The sequence below is a fragment of the Hyphococcus sp. genome (genome assembly GCF_965267305.1).
In the GTDB taxonomy this organism is placed as follows: domain Bacteria; phylum Pseudomonadota; class Alphaproteobacteria; order Caulobacterales; family Parvularculaceae; genus Hyphococcus.
Window position 1 is genome coordinate 2,030,393 of sequence record NZ_OZ253945.1, and the last position, 21,497, is coordinate 2,051,889.

General features: G+C 59.4%; 18 protein-coding genes and 1 tRNA gene. 13 read left to right on the plus strand and 6 right to left on the minus strand.

Going from position 1 to position 21,497, the window contains the following annotated elements; all coding sequences use genetic code 11:
- Nucleotides 1-92 precede the first annotated feature (92 nt).
- The 4 genes from ACQY5P_RS09570 (at nucleotide 93) to ACQY5P_RS09585 (ending at nucleotide 5,670) form a co-directional block, all read left to right on the plus strand.
- Complete coding sequence (locus tag ACQY5P_RS09570) at nucleotides 93-977, plus strand: AraC family transcriptional regulator (RefSeq protein ID WP_428410520.1); 885 nt, start codon at nucleotides 93-95, stop codon at nucleotides 975-977.
- 127 nt (nucleotides 978-1,104) lie between these two features.
- Nucleotides 1,105-3,417 carry a TonB-dependent receptor gene (locus ACQY5P_RS09575; protein WP_428410521.1) on the plus strand — a complete coding sequence of 771 codons (2,313 nt, stop codon included), beginning with the start codon at nucleotides 1,105-1,107 and terminating at the stop codon, nucleotides 3,415-3,417.
- Between the two features lie 168 nt (nucleotides 3,418-3,585).
- The gene (locus ACQY5P_RS09580) at nucleotides 3,586-4,272 is read left to right on the plus strand and encodes a GntR family transcriptional regulator (protein ID WP_428410522.1); all 687 of its coding nucleotides are present in this window, start codon (nucleotides 3,586-3,588) and stop codon (nucleotides 4,270-4,272) included.
- A 45-nt stretch (nucleotides 4,273-4,317) separates the two neighbouring features.
- On the plus strand, nucleotides 4,318-5,670 hold the full coding sequence (locus ACQY5P_RS09585) for an ester cyclase (protein ID WP_428410523.1): 1,353 nt from the start codon (nucleotides 4,318-4,320) through the stop codon (nucleotides 5,668-5,670).
- Here ACQY5P_RS09585 and ACQY5P_RS09590 read toward each other — a convergent pair.
- Nucleotides 5,667-6,326, minus strand: coding sequence for a GntR family transcriptional regulator (locus ACQY5P_RS09590; protein ID WP_428410524.1), 660 nt, complete (start codon nucleotides 6,324-6,326; stop codon nucleotides 5,667-5,669). The two genes, ACQY5P_RS09585 and ACQY5P_RS09590, sit on opposite strands and share 4 nt — an antisense overlap.
- Before the next feature lie 126 nt (nucleotides 6,327-6,452).
- Between ACQY5P_RS09590 and ACQY5P_RS09595 the strand changes: the two genes are divergently transcribed.
- Genes ACQY5P_RS09595 through ACQY5P_RS09605 form a run of 3 tightly spaced genes read left to right on the plus strand, consistent with a single transcriptional unit; the run spans nucleotide 6,453 to nucleotide 9,769 of the window.
- Nucleotides 6,453-7,214 (plus strand): hypothetical protein, encoded by a 762-nt coding sequence (locus ACQY5P_RS09595; protein WP_428410525.1) that lies wholly within the window; start codon nucleotides 6,453-6,455, stop codon nucleotides 7,212-7,214.
- A 55-nt stretch (nucleotides 7,215-7,269) separates the two neighbouring features.
- Nucleotides 7,270-8,109, plus strand: coding sequence for a cupin domain-containing protein (locus ACQY5P_RS09600; protein ID WP_428410526.1), 840 nt, complete (start codon nucleotides 7,270-7,272; stop codon nucleotides 8,107-8,109).
- A 46-nt stretch (nucleotides 8,110-8,155) separates the two neighbouring features.
- Entirely contained in the window at nucleotides 8,156-9,769 is a 1,614-nt protein-coding gene (locus ACQY5P_RS09605) for an FAD-binding oxidoreductase (RefSeq protein WP_428410527.1), read from the plus strand.
- A gap of 252 nt (nucleotides 9,770-10,021) precedes the next feature.
- Here ACQY5P_RS09605 and ACQY5P_RS09610 read toward each other — a convergent pair.
- Together ACQY5P_RS09610 and ACQY5P_RS09615 are read right to left on the minus strand one after the other, a co-directional pair.
- Nucleotides 10,022-10,096 (minus strand) — tRNA-Val (locus ACQY5P_RS09610).
- A gap of 63 nt (nucleotides 10,097-10,159) precedes the next feature.
- Complete coding sequence (locus tag ACQY5P_RS09615) at nucleotides 10,160-11,332, minus strand: ATP-binding response regulator (RefSeq protein ID WP_428410528.1); 1,173 nt, start codon at nucleotides 11,330-11,332, stop codon at nucleotides 10,160-10,162.
- A gap of 174 nt (nucleotides 11,333-11,506) precedes the next feature.
- On the opposite strand from ACQY5P_RS09615, the gene ACQY5P_RS09620 reads away from it, so the two are divergent.
- Nucleotides 11,507-14,281, plus strand: coding sequence for an ATP-binding protein (locus ACQY5P_RS09620; RefSeq protein WP_428410529.1), 2,775 nt, complete (start codon nucleotides 11,507-11,509; stop codon nucleotides 14,279-14,281).
- 19 nt (nucleotides 14,282-14,300) lie between these two features.
- On the opposite strand, the gene ACQY5P_RS09625 is transcribed toward ACQY5P_RS09620, so the two are convergent.
- Nucleotides 14,301-14,969, minus strand: coding sequence for a helix-turn-helix domain-containing protein (locus tag ACQY5P_RS09625; RefSeq protein WP_428410530.1), 669 nt, complete (start codon nucleotides 14,967-14,969; stop codon nucleotides 14,301-14,303).
- 231 nt (nucleotides 14,970-15,200) lie between these two features.
- On the opposite strand from ACQY5P_RS09625, the gene ACQY5P_RS09630 reads away from it, so the two are divergent.
- Nucleotides 15,201-15,404 carry a phosphoglycolate phosphatase gene (locus tag ACQY5P_RS09630; RefSeq protein ID WP_428410531.1) on the plus strand — a complete coding sequence of 68 codons (204 nt, stop codon included), beginning with the start codon at nucleotides 15,201-15,203 and terminating at the stop codon, nucleotides 15,402-15,404.
- On the opposite strand, the gene ACQY5P_RS09635 is transcribed toward ACQY5P_RS09630, so the two are convergent.
- Nucleotides 15,401-16,075: an HAD-IA family hydrolase gene (locus ACQY5P_RS09635; protein ID WP_428410532.1), complete on the minus strand. Its 675-nt coding sequence runs from the start codon at nucleotides 16,073-16,075 to the stop codon at nucleotides 15,401-15,403. The genes ACQY5P_RS09630 and ACQY5P_RS09635 overlap by 4 nt on opposite strands.
- A gap of 126 nt (nucleotides 16,076-16,201) precedes the next feature.
- Between ACQY5P_RS09635 and glmU the strand changes: the two genes are divergently transcribed.
- From glmU to gor, 4 genes are all read left to right on the plus strand, one after another.
- Nucleotides 16,202-17,548, plus strand: coding sequence for a bifunctional UDP-N-acetylglucosamine diphosphorylase/glucosamine-1-phosphate N-acetyltransferase GlmU (gene glmU, locus ACQY5P_RS09640; protein WP_428410533.1), 1,347 nt, complete (start codon nucleotides 16,202-16,204; stop codon nucleotides 17,546-17,548).
- Nucleotides 17,549-17,560: 12 nt separating this feature from the next.
- Complete coding sequence (gene rpiA, locus ACQY5P_RS09645; RefSeq protein WP_428410534.1) at nucleotides 17,561-18,256, plus strand: ribose-5-phosphate isomerase RpiA; 696 nt, start codon at nucleotides 17,561-17,563, stop codon at nucleotides 18,254-18,256.
- Between the two features lie 79 nt (nucleotides 18,257-18,335).
- Entirely contained in the window at nucleotides 18,336-18,848 is a 513-nt protein-coding gene (locus ACQY5P_RS09650; RefSeq protein ID WP_428410535.1) for a hypothetical protein, read from the plus strand.
- A gap of 8 nt (nucleotides 18,849-18,856) precedes the next feature.
- Nucleotides 18,857-20,242, plus strand: coding sequence for a glutathione-disulfide reductase (gene gor / locus ACQY5P_RS09655; protein WP_428410536.1), 1,386 nt, complete (start codon nucleotides 18,857-18,859; stop codon nucleotides 20,240-20,242).
- A gap of 466 nt (nucleotides 20,243-20,708) precedes the next feature.
- Here the strand turns inward: gor and ACQY5P_RS09660 are convergent, their stop codons facing one another.
- Nucleotides 20,709-21,230: an invasion associated locus B family protein gene (locus ACQY5P_RS09660; protein WP_428410537.1), complete on the minus strand. Its 522-nt coding sequence runs from the start codon at nucleotides 21,228-21,230 to the stop codon at nucleotides 20,709-20,711.
- Nucleotides 21,231-21,497: the final 267 nt, after the last annotated feature.

Genomic DNA, 21,497 nt, shown 5'->3' on the forward strand with positions numbered 1-21,497 from the left:
GAGACAGAAAACCGGCCAGCGGACATATTGGATTTGCTCATTTCATTATCCAAATGTATCCCTGACGGATGGAGATCGAACGGCTTCTAACCATGGCGCGGTTTCGGGCGACGTCCTTCGGGATCGTCAATGCGGGCGCTCCTTGGGGCGTTGAAGCGCCGGATATCGATTACGCCATCATCTACAGCGTCATTCACGGGCCCGTCTGGTTTGAAGGGGGCGGGCTCTCGCAAATGCTAGATTCAGGCGATGTGGTGTTTCTGCCCCATGGTGACCGGCATCGTCTTGCCTCGGGTCGCGATGTCACTCTCACGGAACCGTTGATGGAACTGCTCCGGCGCAAGCCGGGAAACTATGTCTTCGAACATGGCGGCAAGGGCGCGCCCATCCAGTTCATTGCCGGCGGCTCCGTCTGGGATGACGCGGCGAAGGCAACGGTCGCGCGGTTTCTTCCCGAGGCGCTCGTCTTGCGCCAGGATGAAATCGCCCCTGGGGCGCATATCGCCGAAATCAATAAAATGGTTGTAAAAGAAGGGATTTCTCCAAGACCCCAATCCGGACTCGTGGTCAACGGCCTCTTCAATCTGCTGCTAACGGAGTTATTGTCCGCCGTATTTTCGGCACCGCACATTGCGTCCGCCCTGGAAGATCACGCCGCCTCTGGAAAGATTGCGCGCGCGCTTTTGCTGATTCACCACTCGGCGTCTTTCGACTGGACGAGTTCCCTGCTTGCGCAGCGGGTCGGCCTTTCGCGATCAGTGTTTTCGAAACGCTTCACGCAGGAAACAGGACGCTCCCCGGGCGCTTACATCAAGCAACTCCGATTGCATCGCGCCGCAACGCTGTTGCGCGGTTCCCATGTCTCCATCGCCGACGCGGCCGAACATGCCGGGTACGCTTCCATCCCCTCTTTCTGCCAGGCCTTCAAAGCTTTCTTTGGCGCAACCCCGCATGACTGGCGCCGGCCGAAAGCGTGACCCCCTCGCTCTGCGATGAATTTGTCACTTGCCAAAGAGCCTAAAATACACAAATATTGTCAGACATTATTTCGAAGCTAGGCGTAACTGGCTCATAAACAAAGGTTTTTCCGGGAGGGATCTGGAGATGAAGCGTACAAAAACAACGGCAGCGCTCGCTATGGCGGCAGGGCTCACCGCGGCGCCGCCGGCATTCGCCATACAGCCAAGCGGTCTCGATGAGATCGTGGTGACGGCGCGCAAGAAAGAAGAAAGCCTGCAAGACGTGCCTGTTGCGATCACAGCAGTCAGCGGCGCCGAGCTTGAACGCCGCAACATGTTCGACATGGTTGATCTCGGCAACTTCATTCCCAACGCGAAGTTCGAAGCCGGCACCACCGATGTCGGCGGCGCCGCGAATGCGACATTCTATATTCGCGGCGTCGGCCAGCTCGATTATGCGCCCACTACCGATCCCGGCGTCGGCCTTTATGTGGACGGCGTTTTCTTCGGACGCGTTCAAGGCGCCGTGATGGAGCTTGCCGATATAGACAGGGTTGAAGTTCTGAAAGGCCCGCAAGGAACGCTTTTTGGCAAGAACACGATGGGCGGCGCGATCAACGTCACGACCAAACGTCCGGATACAGAGTTTGGCGGCTTTGGCGCCCTCACCGTCGGCGAAGACGAACGCATCAACTTTGACGGCAGCATCAATATTCCGCTTAGCGAAAACTTCCTTAGCCGCTTTTCCATCTCCACACGCAATCAAGAAGGCTTTGTGCGCCTGCCCTATGACGGAGACCGGAAAGTCGGCGACGAAGGAACGATCGTTGCACGCGGCACATTCCTTTACACGCCCTCCGAGGCGACAGACGTGCTGCTGGCGCTTGATTATACCAATATCGACGCCGACGCGAACATCGGCATTCCAGTCTTCAATGAACCGGCCAATCTCGCCCTTTTGTGGAACAATCTGGTCGGCATTCCGAACATGACGCCGCTCAGTGGCGCATTCGAAACGCAAGATCTGCGCCTGAGTTTCGCAACGGGCTCCAACGCCGTGAATTATAAGGGGGGCGGCGTTTCCCTTAACATCGATCACGATTTCGGCGCGACGCAAATCCGGTCTATTTCGGCCTACCGGCAATTTTCTTCGCGCAACCAGCGGGACAATGACAGTTCCCCGGTGGATTTTGGTCAGCTCGATTACCGGGACGAACAATGGCAAGTGAGCCAGGAGTTCAACATCTTCGGCAATCTTTTTTCTGAAAACTTGCGTTACACCGCCGGTCTTTATTTCTTCCATGAAGAGGCCGCGAGCCTCTGGACCGTCGACCTCGCCCCCGGTCTTTACCAAGCTCTTGAGATGCTGCCCGCGCCGCTGATCCCGGCGTTGCCGACCAGCACCTGCCCACCGATGGGCCCCATGGATATCTGCGCCGGCGGCGCGGGAAATCCGGTCAATTTCGGTTTCGACATTGCAGGCGTCCTCAATCCGCGCGTCGACGCCAGTTCCTACGCAGCCTTCGCGGAACTTGAGCTGGATATCACAGACAGGCTGACATTCGTCGCAGGCGGGCGGCTGACTTACGACAAGAAAGATTACGCCTACAGCCAGACGGCGCTCTTCACCGGCTTCCCAACCGTCCCGGAAACAACAATCGAGACAGATTGGACCGATATCTCACCGCGTTTCACGCTCAGTTATCGAGCGTCCGATTCGGTGCTCTTTTACGGCACAGTCTCAAGCGGATACAAAGCCGGCGGCTTCAACGCGCGCCCCGCCAATCCGACGGTCGCACAGCGCCCGTTCGATCCGGAAAAGATCTGGGCCTATGAAATCGGATCCAAAGCGGACCTTGCCGATGGACGGCTTCGTTTGAACACCGCCGCCTTCTTCTATGATTATTCCGACATGCAGCTCCAGGCGAATGATGTCGTCGGCGCGCAGACAGTTCAGGTGATCGACAATGTGGGCAGCGCCGAGATTTGGGGCATCGAGGCCGATGCAACCGTCCTCGTGACGGAGCAGTTCCGCCTTTATGGGTCCGTTGGCTATCTCAACGCGGAATACAAGGAAACGCAGCAGGCTATCACCGGCATCACGCTCGATACGCAACTGCCGAAAACGCCGGAATGGTCAACGACGGCATCCGCGGAATACATTCTGCCCACGCGGATCGGAGAATTTCTCGCCCGCATTGATTACTCCTGGGTCGATGAAAGTTTCGCTGACGTCCGCAATACGCCGTCATTGCGCCAGCGGGCGCACAGCCTTCTGAATGCTCGCCTAGGCTGGACTTCCGAAAGCGGCCAGTTCGGGCTCGCCATATATGGCAAGAACCTCACCGATGAAGCTTTCGTCGCCAACGGCTTCGACGTTTCCGCGGCGACCGGACTCGTCATTGCGATTCCGAACGAGCCGAGGGAAATCGGCGCCCAGATGACTGTGCGTTTCTAACCTCGTCGCACCCGAGAGAGCAAAGAGGCGGGCCGATGGCTCGCCTCTTTTGCGTGCATCTCGCGAGGGCGGATGGCTAAGACGCTTCGGACGGACGTTGCGCCATTCGGCAGGCCCATGGTACTCCTCACCGCGAATATTAAAACGCCACAAGGTTGTGGAGGACGCTTGCCAAAAGCTGAAGAAGTGAAACCTGCGCCGAGTGCTGAACAGCCTTCTTCGGTGGAGCGCGTCGCCTCCTGGCTGCGCCATAAAATATATGATGGCGAGTTCACGCCCGGCCAGCGACTTATTGAGGCGGAGCTGACCGAACAATTCAGCGTCGGACGCAGTACGATCAGAGAGGTTATTCGGCGGCTTACCGCCGAGGGGTTGATCGAGACGCGCCACCATTACGGAGCGCGGGTGCGTAGGTTTACCCGCGCAGACGTCACCTCCATCTACCAGGTCCGTCAGGTGATTGAGGGGCTCGCCGTGCGCCTTACCACCCACCATCTAAGCGAAAATGGAAGAACTTCTCTGCGCGGGTTGAGCGACGAATTGAGCGCCGCGAAAAGCAAGGGCGACATCAAGCGCTATATTGAACTGAATGGCGACCTTCACGACTTTTTTGTCGATGAAAGCGGCAATCCTTTCATTGCAGAGATCGCCGCACGATTGAACACGCGTATTTTGCGTCTTCAATTCAAGCAGGTTTTCGATCTCGACAATATCGCCATATCGCATGCCGACCACTGTGCGATCCTCAACGCCGTGTTGCGCGGAGACGCCTATGACGCCGAGCTTTTGATGCGAGCCCATATCGGACGTTCGCAACAACAAATCGAAAGTTACGACGACAGCTTCTTTCAATAAACATTGGCATTGACGGTGACGGCTGGATAAGGATAGCCTCACCGAATGATTGTCAGACAATTCCTTCACCCCGCCCTTGCGCTGGCATTAGCAGCCGGTTTTTCGCTCGGTTCTGCGCAGGCGCAAGACGCCAGTGTCGCCAGCAGAATCGGCGCGGCGCTCGCCGATAACGACGCCGCTGGGCTTTCGCAACTTCTCGCCGAAGATTTTGTTGACCAGTCGGAAGACTTTCTCGGCGACGGCGGATTGTTGCGCCAGTTGAATGAATTGCACGCCGCCTTGCCGGGCGCGGTTGTCGAGCTCAACATTACCCAAGCAAAAGCCGGGGTCATCGCCATAAGCAGGACCATCCGCGGCGTCGCCGCAAGCGATTTGCTGGGATATCCGCCACCGCCGATTCCAGTGACGGTCGAGGCCATGGATTTTTTCACGGTCGAAGACAATCGGATCACGTCGCGTCGCGGCTTAATCGACAAGGTCGGGTTGTTGAGGCAACTGACCATGCCTTTTCCCGCGAAAGCTCCATTGGCGGACGCGGCCGTTGAGGAAGTGATGCGGTTCGAACCCGGAGCGTTTCCGGAAGGGCTTATCAATAACGGCGAGGACAGCCTTCTTCTGACGATGTTATTCGACAACAAGATATTATCCGTCGCACCCGATGGGCGCATCGAAACCTATGCATCGCTTCCCTTTGCATCGGATCCGGCCACTCAACAAGGAACGATGTGCATCGCCAGAGACAAGGACGGCGCGATTTACATCACGGTGCAATCAAAAACCGCGGCCCATCACGGCCTGTGGCGCCTGGGTCCGGATGGCGCCGCCCGCGTCGTCGCGGCGATGCCGCCGGATGCAATTCCGAACGGCGTGGACATCGATGACATGGGACGGGTGTATATCGCGGATTCCAGCGGCGCCGTCTGGCAATGGCGCCCGGGCGCATCGCAAGCCGCGGTCTGGGCGGACGGCGATCTGGTTCGCCGGCGCCCCTATATCGGCAATCTCCCCGGCCCGAACGGGTTGAAAGTGAAAGACGATTTCGTCCATGTGACGGTTTCGGACACGTCGGCCTATGTGCGCATTCCGATCCGCAGGAATGGCGACGCCGGCGATGCGGAACTGATCGCTTACGGAGCGCCGGGCGATGATTTCGCCATCGACGACGACGGAGCCGCCTACATCACCACCCATCCTTTCAACTCCGTGCTGAAGGTGACGAAACGCGGCGTGGAAGAAGTGGTCGCCGATGCAGGTGACGGCATAATCGGTCCGACAAGCGCAGCCTTGGCTGAAACACCGGAAGGGACCGTCCTCTACGTCGTGACCGATGGCGGGCTGTATGCGCCCATTCCGGGCGTCGACATCATTCCCAAGCTCGTCCGTATCAAGATTGACTAGCGTGCGCGCGCAGTGACGGGCATGCTTTCGAGAACAAGTTTTCCAATCCGTTTTACATGCGCGCGCATGGCGCGTTCGGCCTTTTGGCCTTCGCCTGCAAGAATATGGGAGATGACGCCTTGCATCTCTTCATTCGACGAAGCGATCGCATCCTTTGTGAGCTGGCTTTCGTTTTCCCGCTTGGAAATCTGCACGCTCGGCGCTTCGGCAAGCTCGCCGATGCGGGCGGCGCCGCTTTGCCTGCGTAGTAAATCCATCAGGCTACAGCGGGCTGCATGATAGGCCGACACGCGGCCCAGCCTGCATGCGTGATCAAGCGAAGCCGCCGCGCTCTCCAGCGCGCCTACATTCAACTCCCCTGCGCCGGCGCGTTGCGCGCATCGCCGGGCCGCCGCCGAGTCAAGCGCCTCAAGCACGATATAGATTTCGCGAACCTCATCCCGGTCCAGCTTGCGCACGGCGGCGCCGCGATTGGGATGCAGCGTCACCAGTCCCTCCCCTGCAAGCCGGACAAGCGCCTCCCGGAAGGAGCCGACACCGCCCCCCGTGAGGTCGGCGACCTCCCGCGCAATAAGTCGCTGCCCGGGGGCGAATTTGCCCTCCCGGATGCCTTCGCGAAGGAAATTCGCGGCTTCATGAACCGAATTGACACTCATATTTGACCTTGTTAGGTTCCGTTCACAAAATATTGTCTGACAATTATCCCGAGGATTTGGATGCGACTAGTAGACTCACACGCAGTTGATTGGCGGCCATTTTCCCAGCATCGCCCGGGTTCTGCAATGAACAAACGGTTGCTGACCGGGATAGCGGACCGGCCTGACAATTATGAACTGAGCCTGGTGCTCATGGACGGCGATTACACCACCCCGCGCCACCGGCATAATTTCGATCAGCTTCGCTACATGCTCGAAGGCGCGTTCGGATATGGGCGTGCGAGAGATGAGATCCAGCAGCAAGGAACGGTCGGATACTTTCCCGAAGGCGTCTATTACGAGCAACGGGCCATCGGGCGCTCCGTAACGCTGCTCTTTCAGGGAGGCGGCCCAAGCGGCGCGGGCTTCTTGAACTACGATGAGCTTGAAGCCGGCTTCAAGACGCTTGGCGAGGAAGGCGTTTTTGCCAACGGCGTCTTCACCTGGCGTGATGAAACAGGCGCCAAACACAACAAGGACGCCTATGAGGCGATTTGGGAGCGGATGCGCGGCAGGAAGCTGGCCTATCCCAAACCCCGCTATCGCACTCCCATTATCGCCGATGTCGATCACTACAACTGGGTCTCTTCCAATGAAAACGGTGTCAAAAAGCGACGCGTCGGCGCCTTTACAGAATGCGCAACAGAGGTCGGGTTCTTAAAACTTGCCGAGAAAGCGACGCATTCCTGCGCGCCCAACGCTCTTTACTTTTTCCTATCGGGCGAAGGCGTCATTGCGCGAAATGTTTTCAAGGCAGGCTGTGCGGCGGCGATGGATAGCGAAGAAGATGCGGTTATCGCCGCCGCTGCACCGACCGAGATTGCTTACATTCTCTTGCCGACTTTTTGATGTGTGTACGCAGCTGACTCCCTTTGGGACAGCGGCCCTATAACTGGAGGCTATATTGGCAATTGCTCATCGCAGCAACGCGCAACGGGAGGGCGCCTCGGCGCACCGGAACGAGGGCATCGCTTTCGAACATCTTCTCGTGGGCGAGGAAGGAACCAAAGACAACTTCATCCTGACAGTCGTCACGACCGAGGACGAGTATAAAACCCCGCGCCATCGTCATAACTTCGAACAGATCCGGTACGTTCTGAAGGGCGAGATGCAATACGGCCCCAACCATATTCAGAAAGAAGGCACGGTCGCCTATTTTTGCGAAGGTGTGCACTATCAGCAAAAGGGAAGCGACGGATCGGAAACGCTGCTTCTCCAATTCGCCGGCCCCAGCGGTCAGGGTTATATGAGCCAGCGCCAGCTTCGCGCCGGCGCCAAGGAACTGCAGTCCAAAGGCTCTTTCCATGATGGTGTTTTCGTGTGGGGCGAGGGCCGCGAGGGAAAGCGCAATCAGGACGGTTATGAAGCTGTCTGGGAGTATGTGAACGGCAAAGAGGTTCGTTACTGCAAGCCTCGTTATCTCGCTCCTGTCATCATGGATCCGCAAAGTTTCGACTATGTGCCGATGCGCGGAAGCGATGGCGTCGCGGAGAAAAGCCTGGGCCGCTTCAATGAACGCGGCGCCGAAATCCGCATGATCAGGGTCGGCGCCGGCGTTGACTTTGTTCTGAAGGCGCCGGACCGCCCATTGGTGGTCACCGTCATGAGCGGCGAAGGCGGGGCCGATGGCGACATTTACGGTCCCTTGTCGGCGTGGCGCGTTCTGCGCGGCAAAGAAACGCGACTAAGTGCCGAATTGGAAACTGAACTGTTCATTGTCGGTCTTCCTGCATTCGATGACTGACGCGAAGACTATGGCGCACGGCTGGCCACTGGGACGGGAGGTCCGCATGACCAATAATGACGGCGCAGCGCCGGCCGCCGCCCGGCGCGCGGATGTAGCATCTTTCTTCGCGCGCATTGAAAACATCCTCGGCAAAAACCGTATTTCGACGGATATGGCGGCGCGCCGGCTTTACTCAACCGATTTCAGTGAGATCGAACTGAGCACCGCAATCGCCGTCATCCGCCCCAGGACGACACAAGACGTCTCTTCCATCATTCGCGCCGCCGCCGAAACCGGCGTCGCACTGACAGCCCGCGGCGGGGGCATGTCCTATACGCTTGGCTATGTTCCGCGCGACGAGAACACGGCGGTTCTCGACATGACCGATATGAAGGCGATCCGGATTCGCGCGGACGACCGTCTCATCGAGATCGAACCGGGCGCCACCTGGGCGCAGGTTCACGAGGCCTTGCGTCCGACGGGCCTGCGCATCGGATGTATGGGCACCATGTCGGGCATCGCGGCGACCGTTGGCGGCGGGCTTGGCAACAACGCCACGGGGCATGGACGCGGCGACATCACCGACGACCTGATGGGCCTTGAAGCGGTGCTCGGAGACGGCAGCGTCATTTTGACAGGAGCCCTCGCCACAAATCCACAACACCCGGTGCTGCGCAGCTATGGCCCCGATCTCACCGGCGTCTTCACGCATGACGCGGGCGTTTTCGGGATCAAGACAAAGGCGGTTTTTCGACTTCAGCCAAAGCCGGGCGGCGTCGCGTTCGTCTGCTACGGCTTTTCCGACTCCCGCAAGCTCGTGCGCGCGCTTTGCGAGGTCGAAAAGCTTGACGTGATGGCGAGCAACATGGCTTTCAGCCATTATCATCACCGGCTCTTTGCAAGCCTCAAACCCGCCGCTGACGAAGCGAAACTCGTGGGGCGCGAAGTCATGCAGTCGGCGCGGTCGAAACTGCGCGCGCTGTCCTCGCTTGCCGCGCTCGCCCGGCCCGGGGGCTTCAAATATCTTCTCAAATGGCCGTTTTCGACCTTCGGCGTTATCGACGCCTATGATCAAGCGACCGCAGACAAAATGGCGCGCGATGCGGGCGCCGTAATGCGCCGCCATGGAGGGATTAAACTGCCCTCGTCGCTCGGCGTGGCCTTTCGCGCACAACCCTACATGCCCATTGAGCGGCTGATGATCGGGGTCGATGGAGAGTGCACCATTCCCACGAATTGCGGCGTTGTATTGTCGCAAAGCGAAGCGCTGCTGAACGCGGTCGAAGGTTTCTTTTCCGAAAACGAGGCCGCCATGAGCGCCCATGGCGTGACATGGACGCGGCTGTTCCTTACCAGCAAAGGCGGGTTCGGCATGGAGCCCATTCTGTACTGGAACGATAGGCCGAGCGCGCTGCGCATGGCGCAACTGTCGCCTGAACGTCGCGCCGAATTTGAGTCCAAACCCGAGAACAAAAACAGCCGTGACTTTGCGCTGGACCTGCGACGCAGGCTCGTTGAACGGGTGGACGCCCTTCATCCCTATCATTTTCAAATTGGCAAATATTACGACTATCGTTCCGCGTTGCAGTCGGATGCCGCGTGGCAAACATTGGTCAGCTTTAAAGACATTCTGGATCCCGCAGGGCTAATGAATCCCGGTGGGCTTGGTTTACGGTAGCTGCACTCTACGGGCCCCTGCGGCACTATTTGAGGACACGTCGAGTTCGCCTGCTTTGATGGCTTCAGCAAGTTGCGCTTCATATTTTGAAGCAAGCACCAGGAAAAATAGGGCCAATAATATTGCTCACTTGGGTGGTGGGCGCGAGTGACGAAAGTTTGAACCCATCATCTAAAGGCCGCGACCGCGGCCCGGCCGGTCAGGCCGCCCCGCCGAAGGCGATTGCGAAGCAATTCGCCGCGAGGCAAATGATGGTGGGCGCGACTGGGATTGAACCAGTGACCCCTACGGTGTGAACGTAGTGCTCTCCCGCTGAGCTACGCGCCCTCGCCTAAGCCGCCTGGACGGCTGGCTTGAGGAAGTCTGTTCATACGCATTTGGCGTTGAGGGTCAAGCGACTCGTTTTCCGCTCTCGCCGCCGCCCGTCTCGGCTGCGAGGCTGGTCACAATCCGCGACTTCGGCAGCATGATAATCGCCCTCGCCCCTTCGCCAGGCCTTGAGTCGATGCGGAAAGAGCCGTTATGGGCGGCGGCGATGACTTTCACCAGAGGCAAGCCGAGCCCAAGGCCCTCGCGGGAGCGCTGAAGGGACATGTCGAGCTGGGCGAAAGGCGCCGTCAGCTCCTCAATCCGCTCGGCTTTCATGCCAGGACCGTTGTCTTTGACCATAATGGCGAGCCCGCCTTGCCGGGTGATGGCGGCGCCGAGAACAATCTCAACGCCGCGCGGACCGAATTTGATCGAGTTATCCACCAGCTTGCGAATGGCGCGAGACACGAGCGCCCTGTCGCAGCAGACTTCCAGATCTCGCGAACACAGTTTCACGGAAACATCTGCATTGGCGAGGCGCAACGTCTTTTCCACCCCTGCGAGCGCATCGTCCACCAAGACGCCAAGGGTCACATCGGTTTCGTTAATGGCGATCGGACCGGACCGCGCATCCGACGCGAGCAGCATGTCCGAGACGGAATTCAACAGCCGACGCCCGCCATCGACGATGTAATCAGCATATTCGCGGTGAAGATTGTCATTCTGTTTGGAGAACTGATCGGCGATGATCTGGCCAAAGCCGATGATCGCGTTCAACGGCGTCCTGAGTTCATGGCTCATCACCGACATCAAGCTATCTTTAAACTTCGCGCCGGCTTCGGCCTGATCGCGTGCGGCGCGAAGCGCCTTGCGGTCATCATGAGCGCGCAGCACGAACTTTACCGCATGGTGGAACAGCGACCAGTTCATGGGCTTTGCAAGGAACGACGTGGCGCCAGCCGCAAAGGCGCGATCCACCGCATCGCCGCGATCGCTTGCGGTGATCACCATCACTGGCGTTTCCCCGACCTCATCATCGCTGCGGATAGCCTCCGTCAGTTCGAAGCCGTTCATCACCGGCATGTCGAGGTCAGAGATAACCATGTCCGCGCCTTCTGTTTTTAGAAGACTCAGGGCTTCCGCACCGTTTACAGCGGTCACGACCTGGTATCCGGCTTCCAGCAATTTTGCACTGGCAAGCTCGCGCATGATGGCGTCATCATCAGCGAGTATGATTTTCCGTTCGGCGCCCACGACGACCAATTCTCCCGCTTACGGCGCGCCATAGGCGGCCGACGCCTTATTAACGCAAGATTATCTTAACAAGCGCTTTCTACGTCCCCCCGCCCGGTCCGGAGAAAGTAAATTTCAAGCAATTCCGGGGAATGTCGGGGCCTCGCAGCATCGCGGGGAAGAGGCTTTATTAAGATGTCGAAGCGCAAGCAAACCCTGCGCAGCCGATTAACCACGCTCGTGATCGTCGCCATTTTTGGCGCGGTTGCGATCGCGACCGCCTCTTCCGTGTTACGCGAAATGAGCCAGTTCGGCGCGGGAAAGCGCGCCGAGCTTTACGCCTCAGCCAATATCTTCGCGACCGCCATTTCGGAACCTGTCTATAACGGAGACAAGACGGCGACGCTGAACGCGCTCCGCGCCATATCCTACATTCCGAGCATCGAATATGTCAGGGTCGAATTGCCGGGAATGGCGACCTTTGTCGAACTCGGCAGCGCCACCGCCGTCTCCAATGACGGGCTCAAGCTGTTCGCCGAAAACACCGCGCTCGGCATGCTGACATCGCGGTCCGCGACCGCCACCGTGCCGATTATTCGCGGCGGCGAAACGATCGCCCATCTGACCTTGCACGCCAATACCAAGTCGCTTTCCGAACGCATCGGTCAGCTTTTGTACGATGCGTTTGTCGTCGCCGTTTTCGCAGGCGGCATCGGCGTTCTGATCGCCCTTAAGATGCAGCGCACCATTACAGATCCGATTCTTAGCCTTGCCCGCGTTATGAGCCGGGTCCGCGAATCCGGAGATTTTTCCGTGCGCGCAAAAAAGGTCGAAGACGAGGAAATCGCGCAGCTTGTCGATACATTCAACACGATGCTCGACCATATTCAGGAGCGCGACACCGAGCTGCAGACACACCAGCGCACGCTTGAAAAAACCGTGGAGCAGCGCACCGAGGAAATGCGCAAAGCGAAAGAATCTGCAGAAGCGGCGAACATGGCGAAGTCGGATTTTCTGGCGACCATGAGCCATGAAATCCGTACGCCGATGAATGGCATGCTCGCAATGGCTGACCTCTTGAGCAAAGCCAGGCTCGCCCCGCGCCACAAGCGCTACGCAGAAGTCATTGCCAAGTCCGGACAGAGTCTTCTCGCCATCATCAACGACATCCTCGACTTTTCCAAAATCGAGGCGGGCCGGCTTGAGCTTGAAAGCATTCCGGTTCGCCCTGCGGATATCCTTGACGATGTGGTCAGCCTGTTCTGGGAGCGCGCCGCATCGAAAGGCATCGACCTCGCCGCCTATGTGGCGGCGAACACGCCGGAAGTGATCGAAGGCGATCCCGTCCGCATCAGCCAGGTGTTGTCAAATCTCGTCAACAATGCGCTGAAATTCACCGAGGAAGGTCATGTTGTCGTTGCGGTGTCCATGAAATCCGCAAACGGCGCGAGCACGAAGGACGCATGCGCGCTTGAGTTTTCCGTTTCCGACACCGGGGTCGGCATCGCCAAGGACAAGCAGGCGGCGATTTTCGAAGCCTTTTCGCAGGCCGATCAAACGACAACACGGCGTTATGGAGGGACCGGACTTGGCCTCGCCATCTGCCGCAAGCTGGTGGAAGGCATGCAAGGCGACATCGGCCTGACGAGCAAGCCGGGAAAAGGCTCGCGCTTTTTCTTCACCATGAAAACGAGGCAACTCGCTCCGCCGCCTTATATCCGCAAGGCGGAGGATGAAAAGCGCGCCGTTGTCGCCATTGACGGAGACGCCGCGCCGAAAATGCTGGCGCTTTATTTGCGCGAAAGCGGGGTCATTCCGCATATTGTCGAGAAAGGCGGCGATTTCGGCCCGCATATCGCCTGCGCCGACATGATTTTCGCCTCACCGCAATTTTATCACGTCTATCAGCAAACGATCAGCGAAGGAAAAGCGCAATGGATCCCGGCGCGCATCTGCGTTTGCGAGCTTGGGGACACGACGCCCGACGAACTCGTTGAAAGCGGCGTTGTCGAAGACATTCTTCTCGCCCCGCTTTCGCGTAAAGAGGTCATGGCGCAGATCGGCCGCATTTTCGATGACAAGCTGCGCGGCAAGGCGGCGCTCGCCAACACTGAGACCGCGAGCGCCGGCCACATGCTTTTCAAAGGCCAGCATGTGCTGGCGGCCGACGACAGCGCAGTGAACCGCGAAGTGGTTCAGGAAGCGCTTGCCCGCCTTAATCTCAAAGTGACGCTCGCCGGAAACGGCAAGGAGGCGCTGGCTCTCGCGCAAGCGCAGGAATTCGATCTTGTGCTGATGGATTGCTCCATGCCTGAAATGGACGGTTTCGAGGCCACCATCGCCATCCGCGCCTTTGAGAAGCACGCCGGGCGCATGGCCGTTCCGATCATCGCCCTTACCGCCCATGTCGCCGGCAAGGAAAACACCTGGCGCGAAGCGGGAATGGACGATTACCTCACAAAGCCTTTTACGCTCGACACGCTGAGCGCCGTTCTTTCGAAACATCTTGAAGCCGGCGAACATTTTGCAGCCGATAGCGCAACCGACGCGACGGAAACGCTGACCAACGCCGATAGCGAAGTCCGCAACCCCCCGGCAGCAAACCACGCGTTCGACCCTGCAGTGCTCGACCAGATTGCGGCGATGCAGACAGCGAACGGCAATTTGCCGGTGCGCGCCCTGCGGCTCTTCGAAGAGCATTCGCGCGACGGTTTGCGGCGGCTGGCTGCAACCTTGAAAAGCGGCGACAAGGCGCAGCTCGCAAAGGCCGCCCACGCCTTGAAATCCATGAGCGTCAATGTGGGCGCCAGGGCCCTGGGGGAGGCTTGCGCAGCGATCGAAGTCTCCGCGCGCGCAGGCGCGTCGCAAAAAGAGCTCACGATATTATGTAAAATCGCTGCGGATCATTTTCGCGAAGCGCACCGCGCCCTTCCCGCTACGCTCGCCCTCTATGAAAAATCCGCAGCCTGACGGTTAGACCGCGCGCTGGTCAATGCACGCGGATCGAAACCCGCACGCAGCCGATCACCGAAACGGCGCGCGTCACCGCAATCACGGGATGGCCGTCCTCGCTTGAGCAGGGTTCGAGCCGCGCCGCCCCTTCCCGCCCGCCGCGCCACCGGCGCAGGATCGGCGTCTCATTGACATGCGCGAGACAAAAGTCGCCGTCATCAGGCATGCGGTCCTCGTAATCGATGACCACCACAGTGTCGGGCAAAAAGGCGAGATCCACCGCAGGATCGTTGACGAACACCGCAAAAAGCTTCGCCGGCCCGATCGTCACCGGAATATAGTCCTCCGCCATCACATGCGGGTCGGCGTTTGCGTCCTGCGCCAGGAGCGATGCGGCGCGCAGCGAGATCACCGGCACATGGCGCACCGGCCGGCGGATATAGGCGGCGGCGGCGTGTTTGTCGCTTTCCGCCGACGATCGGTCCCCTGCGGCGAGCCAGTCGAGCGGCGCGTCGAGCGCGTCGGCGAGCTTCGCCAAAGTAAGGCGCCGCGGATCGTGCACCCCGCTTTCCCAGTTGGCGATGGCCGGCTGGCTGACCCCCACTTTAAGCGCCAGATCGGATTGACTCATGCTGCGCGACTTGCGCGCCTGGCGAATGCGTTCGCCGATCGACCGGGCTGCGGCCTCTGTCTGCGGAAGCTCCATAAGCTCTCTCCCATCTTATAAGTTTATCTTATATTATTTGACCTATTCGCGCTATAAAATTTCGCAGTCAGGCTGGGAGGCGCACCTGTTACCCCTCAACATGTAAGAATATAACGGTTTTTCATGTAAACTGACTGGTATAAAAAATATTTGGATAAGGCTTGAAAAAATCAGTTTGCCTTATATCCTCACCGCCGTGGAAACGTTCAATGCATAGATCGGGGTAGTGAGATGACTGACCTGTGCGACAAAGACGGCGCGAACCGTCTCGCAGCAAAAATACAGGATTTCTGGCGCAAACGCGGCTTTGATGTCGTGGTGGAAATGAAGGACGAAGGCTTCGTCTCGACCATGCGCTCGGCGCGCACCGATGTGCGCTCCAACATGATCAACGGCATGCCGACAAAGATGATGGCGGGCGCAGAGGCGGGCTAGGCGTTGAGCGCCGCTTCGATCAATCGAGACGCCTGGCGGTAATCCGAAAACACCGTCGCCTCCGCGGCGAGGGTTGTCGGGCCGTATCCGAAATCAGCAATGAAACACGGCAGGTTCGCAGCCTTTGCGGCGCGGATATCGGTATCGCTGTCGCCGATGAAAACGGCGCGCTCTGCACCTGTCTTTTCGAGACAGAGGCGAACCGGCGCCGGGTCTGGTTTCGCCGCCTCGGCCGTATCGCCGCCCACAATGGCGTCAAACAGCGACGATAGCCCCAAGGTTTCGATCAGAAGCCGCGCCATCGCCTCACGCTTGTTGGTGCAGATGGCGGCGCGGGCGCCTCGCGCCAGAACCCCCTCGATCATTTCGATGACATGGTCGAAGGGCCGGGAGTGGACCGCGATATTCGCCTGATAGTGATCGAGAAACCGGGAGAGCGCGAGATCGAGCTCTTCGGTCTCCGCCGCGCGGCCGGCGCTGATTTCGTAGCCCTGCATGAGCATCCGCCGGGCGCCGTGCCCCACAAGATGGCGGACGCCGCTGACCGGCACGGCGGCGAGCCCCGCCTCGGCGAGGGCGTGATTCATGGCGGCGGCAAGGTCGTCCACCGTATCCACGAGGGTGCCGTCGAGATCGAAGAGCAGCGCCGCGCCCTTAAGGTCTTCCGCCATAGCCCCGCCTGTTTTTTCCTCTACGCATCTTTTATAGCCGAATCGCGCCAATTCCGGCGCGACCCATAGGCCGGTTCGCCCGCCCCATGATAGACGAGACCGCGACTTAAGAGTGAAGACCGGGTAATGAAAGAGCAAAAAACCGCCGCCGTGATTCTCGCCGCCGGCCACGGCACGCGGATGAAATCGGCGCTGCCGAAGGTCATGCACCAAATCGGCGGCCGCGAAATGATCGCGCATGTCATCGACGCCGCAGCTGCGCTTTCGCCCGAACGCATGGCGGTCGTCATCGGCGATCACGCGCCGGAGGTCGGCGCGTTTGCACAATCGCTGAGAGACGGCGTCGCCGTCGCGGTCCAGTCGCCCCCGCAGGGCACCGGCCATGCGGTGCTGCAGGCGCTGCCGGCGCTCGAGGGATTTTCGGGGGCCGTGCTCGTCCTCTACGCCGACACGCCGCTGGTGACGCCGGCGACGCTCTCCGCCCTCGCCCGAGAAATCGCAAAAGGCGCCGCCGTCGCCGTGCTCGGTTTCCGTCCGGAGGATCCCGGCGCCTATGGACGCTTGAAGCTTGACGATAAAGGCTCTCTCGCCGCCATCGTTGAGGCCAAAGACGCCAACGAAGAAGAGCTTGAAATCACCCTATGTAATTCCGGCGTCATGGCGATCGATGCGGCGTTCCTGCAAAAGCGCCTGAAAGACATCGGCAACAAGAACGCCAAGAAAGAATATTATCTCACCGACATTGTGGCGCTCGCCCGCAAGGACCGCAAAAGCTGCGCCGTCATTGAGGCCAGCGCCGATGAAGTGCTCGGCGTCAATTCGCGCGTCGAACTTGCGGAAGCGGAAGCGGTGTTCCAGAACCGCATGCGCAAAGGCGCGATGGAAGGCGGCGCCACCCTCGCCGATCCGTCGACGGTTTATTTTTCATACGACACCAAGATCGGCAAAGACGTCGTCATCGGCCAGCATGTGGTGTTCGGTCCGGGCGTCATCATCGCCGACAATGCCGAAATCAAACCCTTTTCCCATCTTGAGGGCGCGCATGTCGCCGGAAACGCGAGCGCGGGACCTTTCGCACGGCTGCGCCCGGGCGCAGACCTGAAACCCGGCGCCAAGGTCGGCAATTTCGTCGAGATCAAGAAAGCGGTGATCGGCGACGGCGCGAAAGTCTCGCACCTAACCTATATCGGCGATGCGGAGGTGGGCGCGGAGGCCAATATCGGCGCCGGGACCATCACCTGCAATTACGACGGCTATAACAAGCACAAGACCAAAATCGGCAAAGGCGCCTTTATCGGGTCCAACTCATCGCTTGTCGCGCCTGTCTCTATCGGCGACGGCGCCTATGTGGGCTCCGGCTCCGTGGTGACGAAAGATGTGGAGCCCGGCGATCTCGCTGTCGCCCGCGGACGGCAGACGGCGATCAAGGGCTGGGCCGCGCGCTTTCACGAAAGCCACAAAGGCAAAAAGTAACAGGAAGAGACGATGGACAAAGACGCCGGCAAGAAACGCGCCGCAGAAGAAGCCGCGAAACATATAGAGCGCGGCATGACGCTCGGCCTCGGCACAGGCTCCACCGCGGCGCATTTCGTCGACATTGTCGGCAGGCTGGTTTCCGAAGGCTGGGATTTGCGCGGCGTGCCCACCTCCGAAGCGACGCGCCGGCAGGCGGAAAGTCTCGGCGTCACGATCATCGAGCCTGACGAAACTACGATCATCGATCTCGCCGTCGACGGCGCCGACGAAGCCGACCCCGCGCTCAATCTCATCAAGGGCGGCGGCGCGGCGCTGTTGCGCGAGAAAATCATCGCGCATGCGGCGAAAAAGTTCATTGTCATCGCCGACAAGTCGAAACGCGTCGCCGCGCTCGGCGCCTTTTCCCTCCCCGTCGAAATCTCGCCTTTCTCCTGGGCGCTCACCGTTTCCGCCATGCGCCGCGTTCTGGCGGAACAGGGTTTCGACGGCGCGCCGCTGGAGCTTCGCGCGCGCGACGGCGCGCCCGTCAAAACAGATGGCGGCAATCTCATCATCGACTGCAAGCTCGGCCGCATCGAAAACCCTTCCGCCCTCGAAAAGGCCCTCGCCGCTATTCCCGGCGTTCTGGAAAGCGGGCTCTTCTGCGGCATGGCCGACATGGTCGTCTATGGCGACGAGGACGGGATCAGCATCGCAACCCTGTGAGCGCTTGTTTGACTTCCCGTTTCATGTTTGCGCTCATTGGGCCAGGGGTTAAGTTGCATCCCTATCAGGACCGGAGCCCATGACCACCCGTTTCCAAAAACTGCAGGACGCCATTCGCGACTACGGCGCCGCGGCCTTCGAGAATCTCCTGCGCTGCAAGGGTCTTGGCGAGGCCGTTGTCAAAGGCCTGCCGGAATTTCTCGGCTGCGCGCAAGGATGCGTGACCGCCGTGCCGCCCGAAGGGCCGTTCGATCCGCGCAAGGATTACGGCGAGGAGGCCTTCAGCTATCGCCACCGCGAGGTGATCGTGCTCGAACCCGTCCAGTTCGGCGTCGCGCTGACCGTGAAGAATATGGAGGATTCCGGCGCGCTCTGGCTCCGAACCGCGCTTTCCATTGAAGTCACGGGCGACAGTTTCGATATCTTCGTGGCGCAGCAGCCGGTCATCCGCGTTCCGCTCGATTATGAGGGCAAGCTCGAACCCGTCTTTGAAGCGATCTATCGCGAATTTTTGAACACGTTTCAGCTTGAAGTGCTGGAATTCAACGACAAGCGTTTTGAAACCCGCATCGGCTTCGTCCCAGAACAGTAAGGCCTCCCATGTCCAATTACGATTACGATCTCTTCACCATCGGCGCCGGTTCCGGGGGCGTGCGCGCCTCGCGGCTTGCGGCAAGCTATGGCGCGAAAGTCGGCGTCGCAGAAGAATATCGCGTCGGCGGAACCTGCGTCATTCGCGGCTGCGTGCCAAAAAAATATCTCGTTTACGCAAGTGAGTACGGCCACGATTTCCAGAACGCCAAAGGCTATGGCTGGACAGCGGAGAATGTCTCCTTCGACTGGGCGACGCTGATCGCCAACAAGGACAATGAGATCGACCGCCTCAACGGCATTTACATACGCAATCTGAAGAACGCCGGCGCGGAAATCTTCCAGTCGCGCGCCATCATCAAGGACGCCCATACGGTGCATCTCGAAGCGGAAGATCGCGACGTCACCGCCGAACGCATCCTTGTCGCCGTTGGCGGCGCGCCCTGGGTCGATGAAACCGTGCCGGGGCATGAACTCGGCATTACCTCGAACGAGGCGTTTCATCTGGAGGAATTGCCGAAAAGCGTCGTCGTCGCCGGCGGCGGCTACATCGCGATCGAGTTCGCCTGTATCTTCAAGGGGCTCGGCGCAGACGTGACGCTGGTTTATCGCGGTGAAGACATCCTTCGCTATTTCGACGCCGACGTATCGACGCAAGTTCACAAGGAAATGCAGCGCCAGGGCATCCGCGTCATCACCCAGGCGATCTTCGAGAAGATCGAAAAGCTGGATGAAAAGAAAAAGCGCGTTCACCTCTCGACCGGCGTGCATGTGGACGCCGAATGCGTTTTCTGGGCGGTGGGCCGGAAACCCGTAACCCGGAATCTCGGTCTCGAAAACGCCGGCGTCGAACTCGACAAGAACGGCGCGATCAAGGTCAACGACCAGTCGCAATCTTCCGTGCCGAGCATTTTCGCCGTGGGCGATGTGACGGACAGAGTGAATCTTACGCCGGTCGCGATCCGCGAGGGCGCAGCCTTCGCGGAAACGTTCTATAATGATAACCCGACGACGACCGATTACCGGTTCATTCCGAAAGCCGTCTTTTCGCAGCCGCCCGTAGGCTCTGTCGGCTACGCCGAACATGAAGCGCGCCATGAATTCAAGACTGTGGACATCTACAAAACCGAATTCCGGTCCATGAAACATATCCTCACCGAATCCGGCGAGCGCGTGATGATGAAACTGGTGGTCGATGGCGACACGGACCGCGTTCTCGGCTGCCACATCGTCGGCGAGGACGCGGCGGAAATGATCCAGTGCGTCGCCATCGCCGTGAAAGCGGGCCTTACGAAAAAGGATTTCGACGACACGGTGGCGCTGCACCCGACGATCGCCGAGGAACTCGTCACCATGAAAACGAAATTCGTGCCGGCGATGCGGGACGCGCCATAGAGGCGCCTTCCTTCCCGTCTCGCCGCCTTCCCACGGCACGACCGTGGGGACGAGCCCCAGCCCTCGACACAAACGCAACGCATGATGAGCGTTCAGGTGATGGACGCCACTGTCAAGCCGTGGCGAGGCGCATGTTAATTGCTGCTCAGAACCCCGCCCTTATGAGGCGAAAAACACACTCATAGAGCGAATTCTTCAATATTTCCCTATGTTGGTGAATAGTTATCCACCACCTTCCAGCATCGCATATGATCGCAGCCGGTCCGAATGCAAAAACCTGCAAGCATCGGCCATTAAGACGTATGCGGATTAAACCGCCGGACCTCGCGCGCTGCGCGCATCCGGGCGGGCTGCAGAGTTTGGAAGGAGCAAAGCGTTGATCATCGCCGGAGCAGAAAACGCCAAATGGCGCCAGACTCGTCTCAACCCCAGCAAATCCGGGAGCGTTATAGTGACGGCGCGAGGCCTAGCGGCACTCTTCCTTGGCGCGGTCGAGGGCTGCGGAAACGCCGCGGAGCGAAATCACATAGCTCGTCGCCGTGCCGCGCGAAGAGACCGCGCTAATGCGCATGTCGGCGCCCTGGCGCATGGCGCGGATGAGGCGCTGCTCCTCGCTCGCCGCCTCTATGAAAGCCTCATTCTCGGAAGAGTACATTTCCCATTTGTCCGACCCGATCCGCAGCGTCGGTTCAGGCTTTGTGTTCATCGCGTAGCCGGTCATCAGGCTCGGCTGCTCTTTCGCGGCGCCGGACTTCCAGGTGGCGATCAGGAAAAAGACGTCGCCGTGATTGACGGATTTGGGCGATTTGTCCGCCGCCTCGGTCGCCGCGAAGCAGATTTTGTCCCCGTCGGTCTCGCGTACGAAAACGCTCCAGTCCCGATAGGTCGCCTTGGCTTCCGGCTGCTGGGCCGCGGCGCCGATTGGGGAAAACCCGGCGGCGAGGGCGGAAAGCGAGGCGAGAACAAGAGGTAAGGACGGACGAGGCATGGACGCTAGGCTCCCTGTGAGACAAACGGATCGGGCGAAAAGCGGGGAAAATCCCTGCTTTTCGATGCTGATAACATAGTTCGAAATTTGTCGCGACCATGGCGGCCCCGAGAATGTCGCACGCCATTGCAAGCCATGTTGCGTTGCGCCATAACGGCGCGGAATTTCTAGCCTTTTCGGGCCGTTCGGGTCAAACGGCCGTGATTTTAGTTTGTCGCATTTTCTTCACGCGAACCGGAACCGCTTCGCTTGAAAATGCTCAGATCG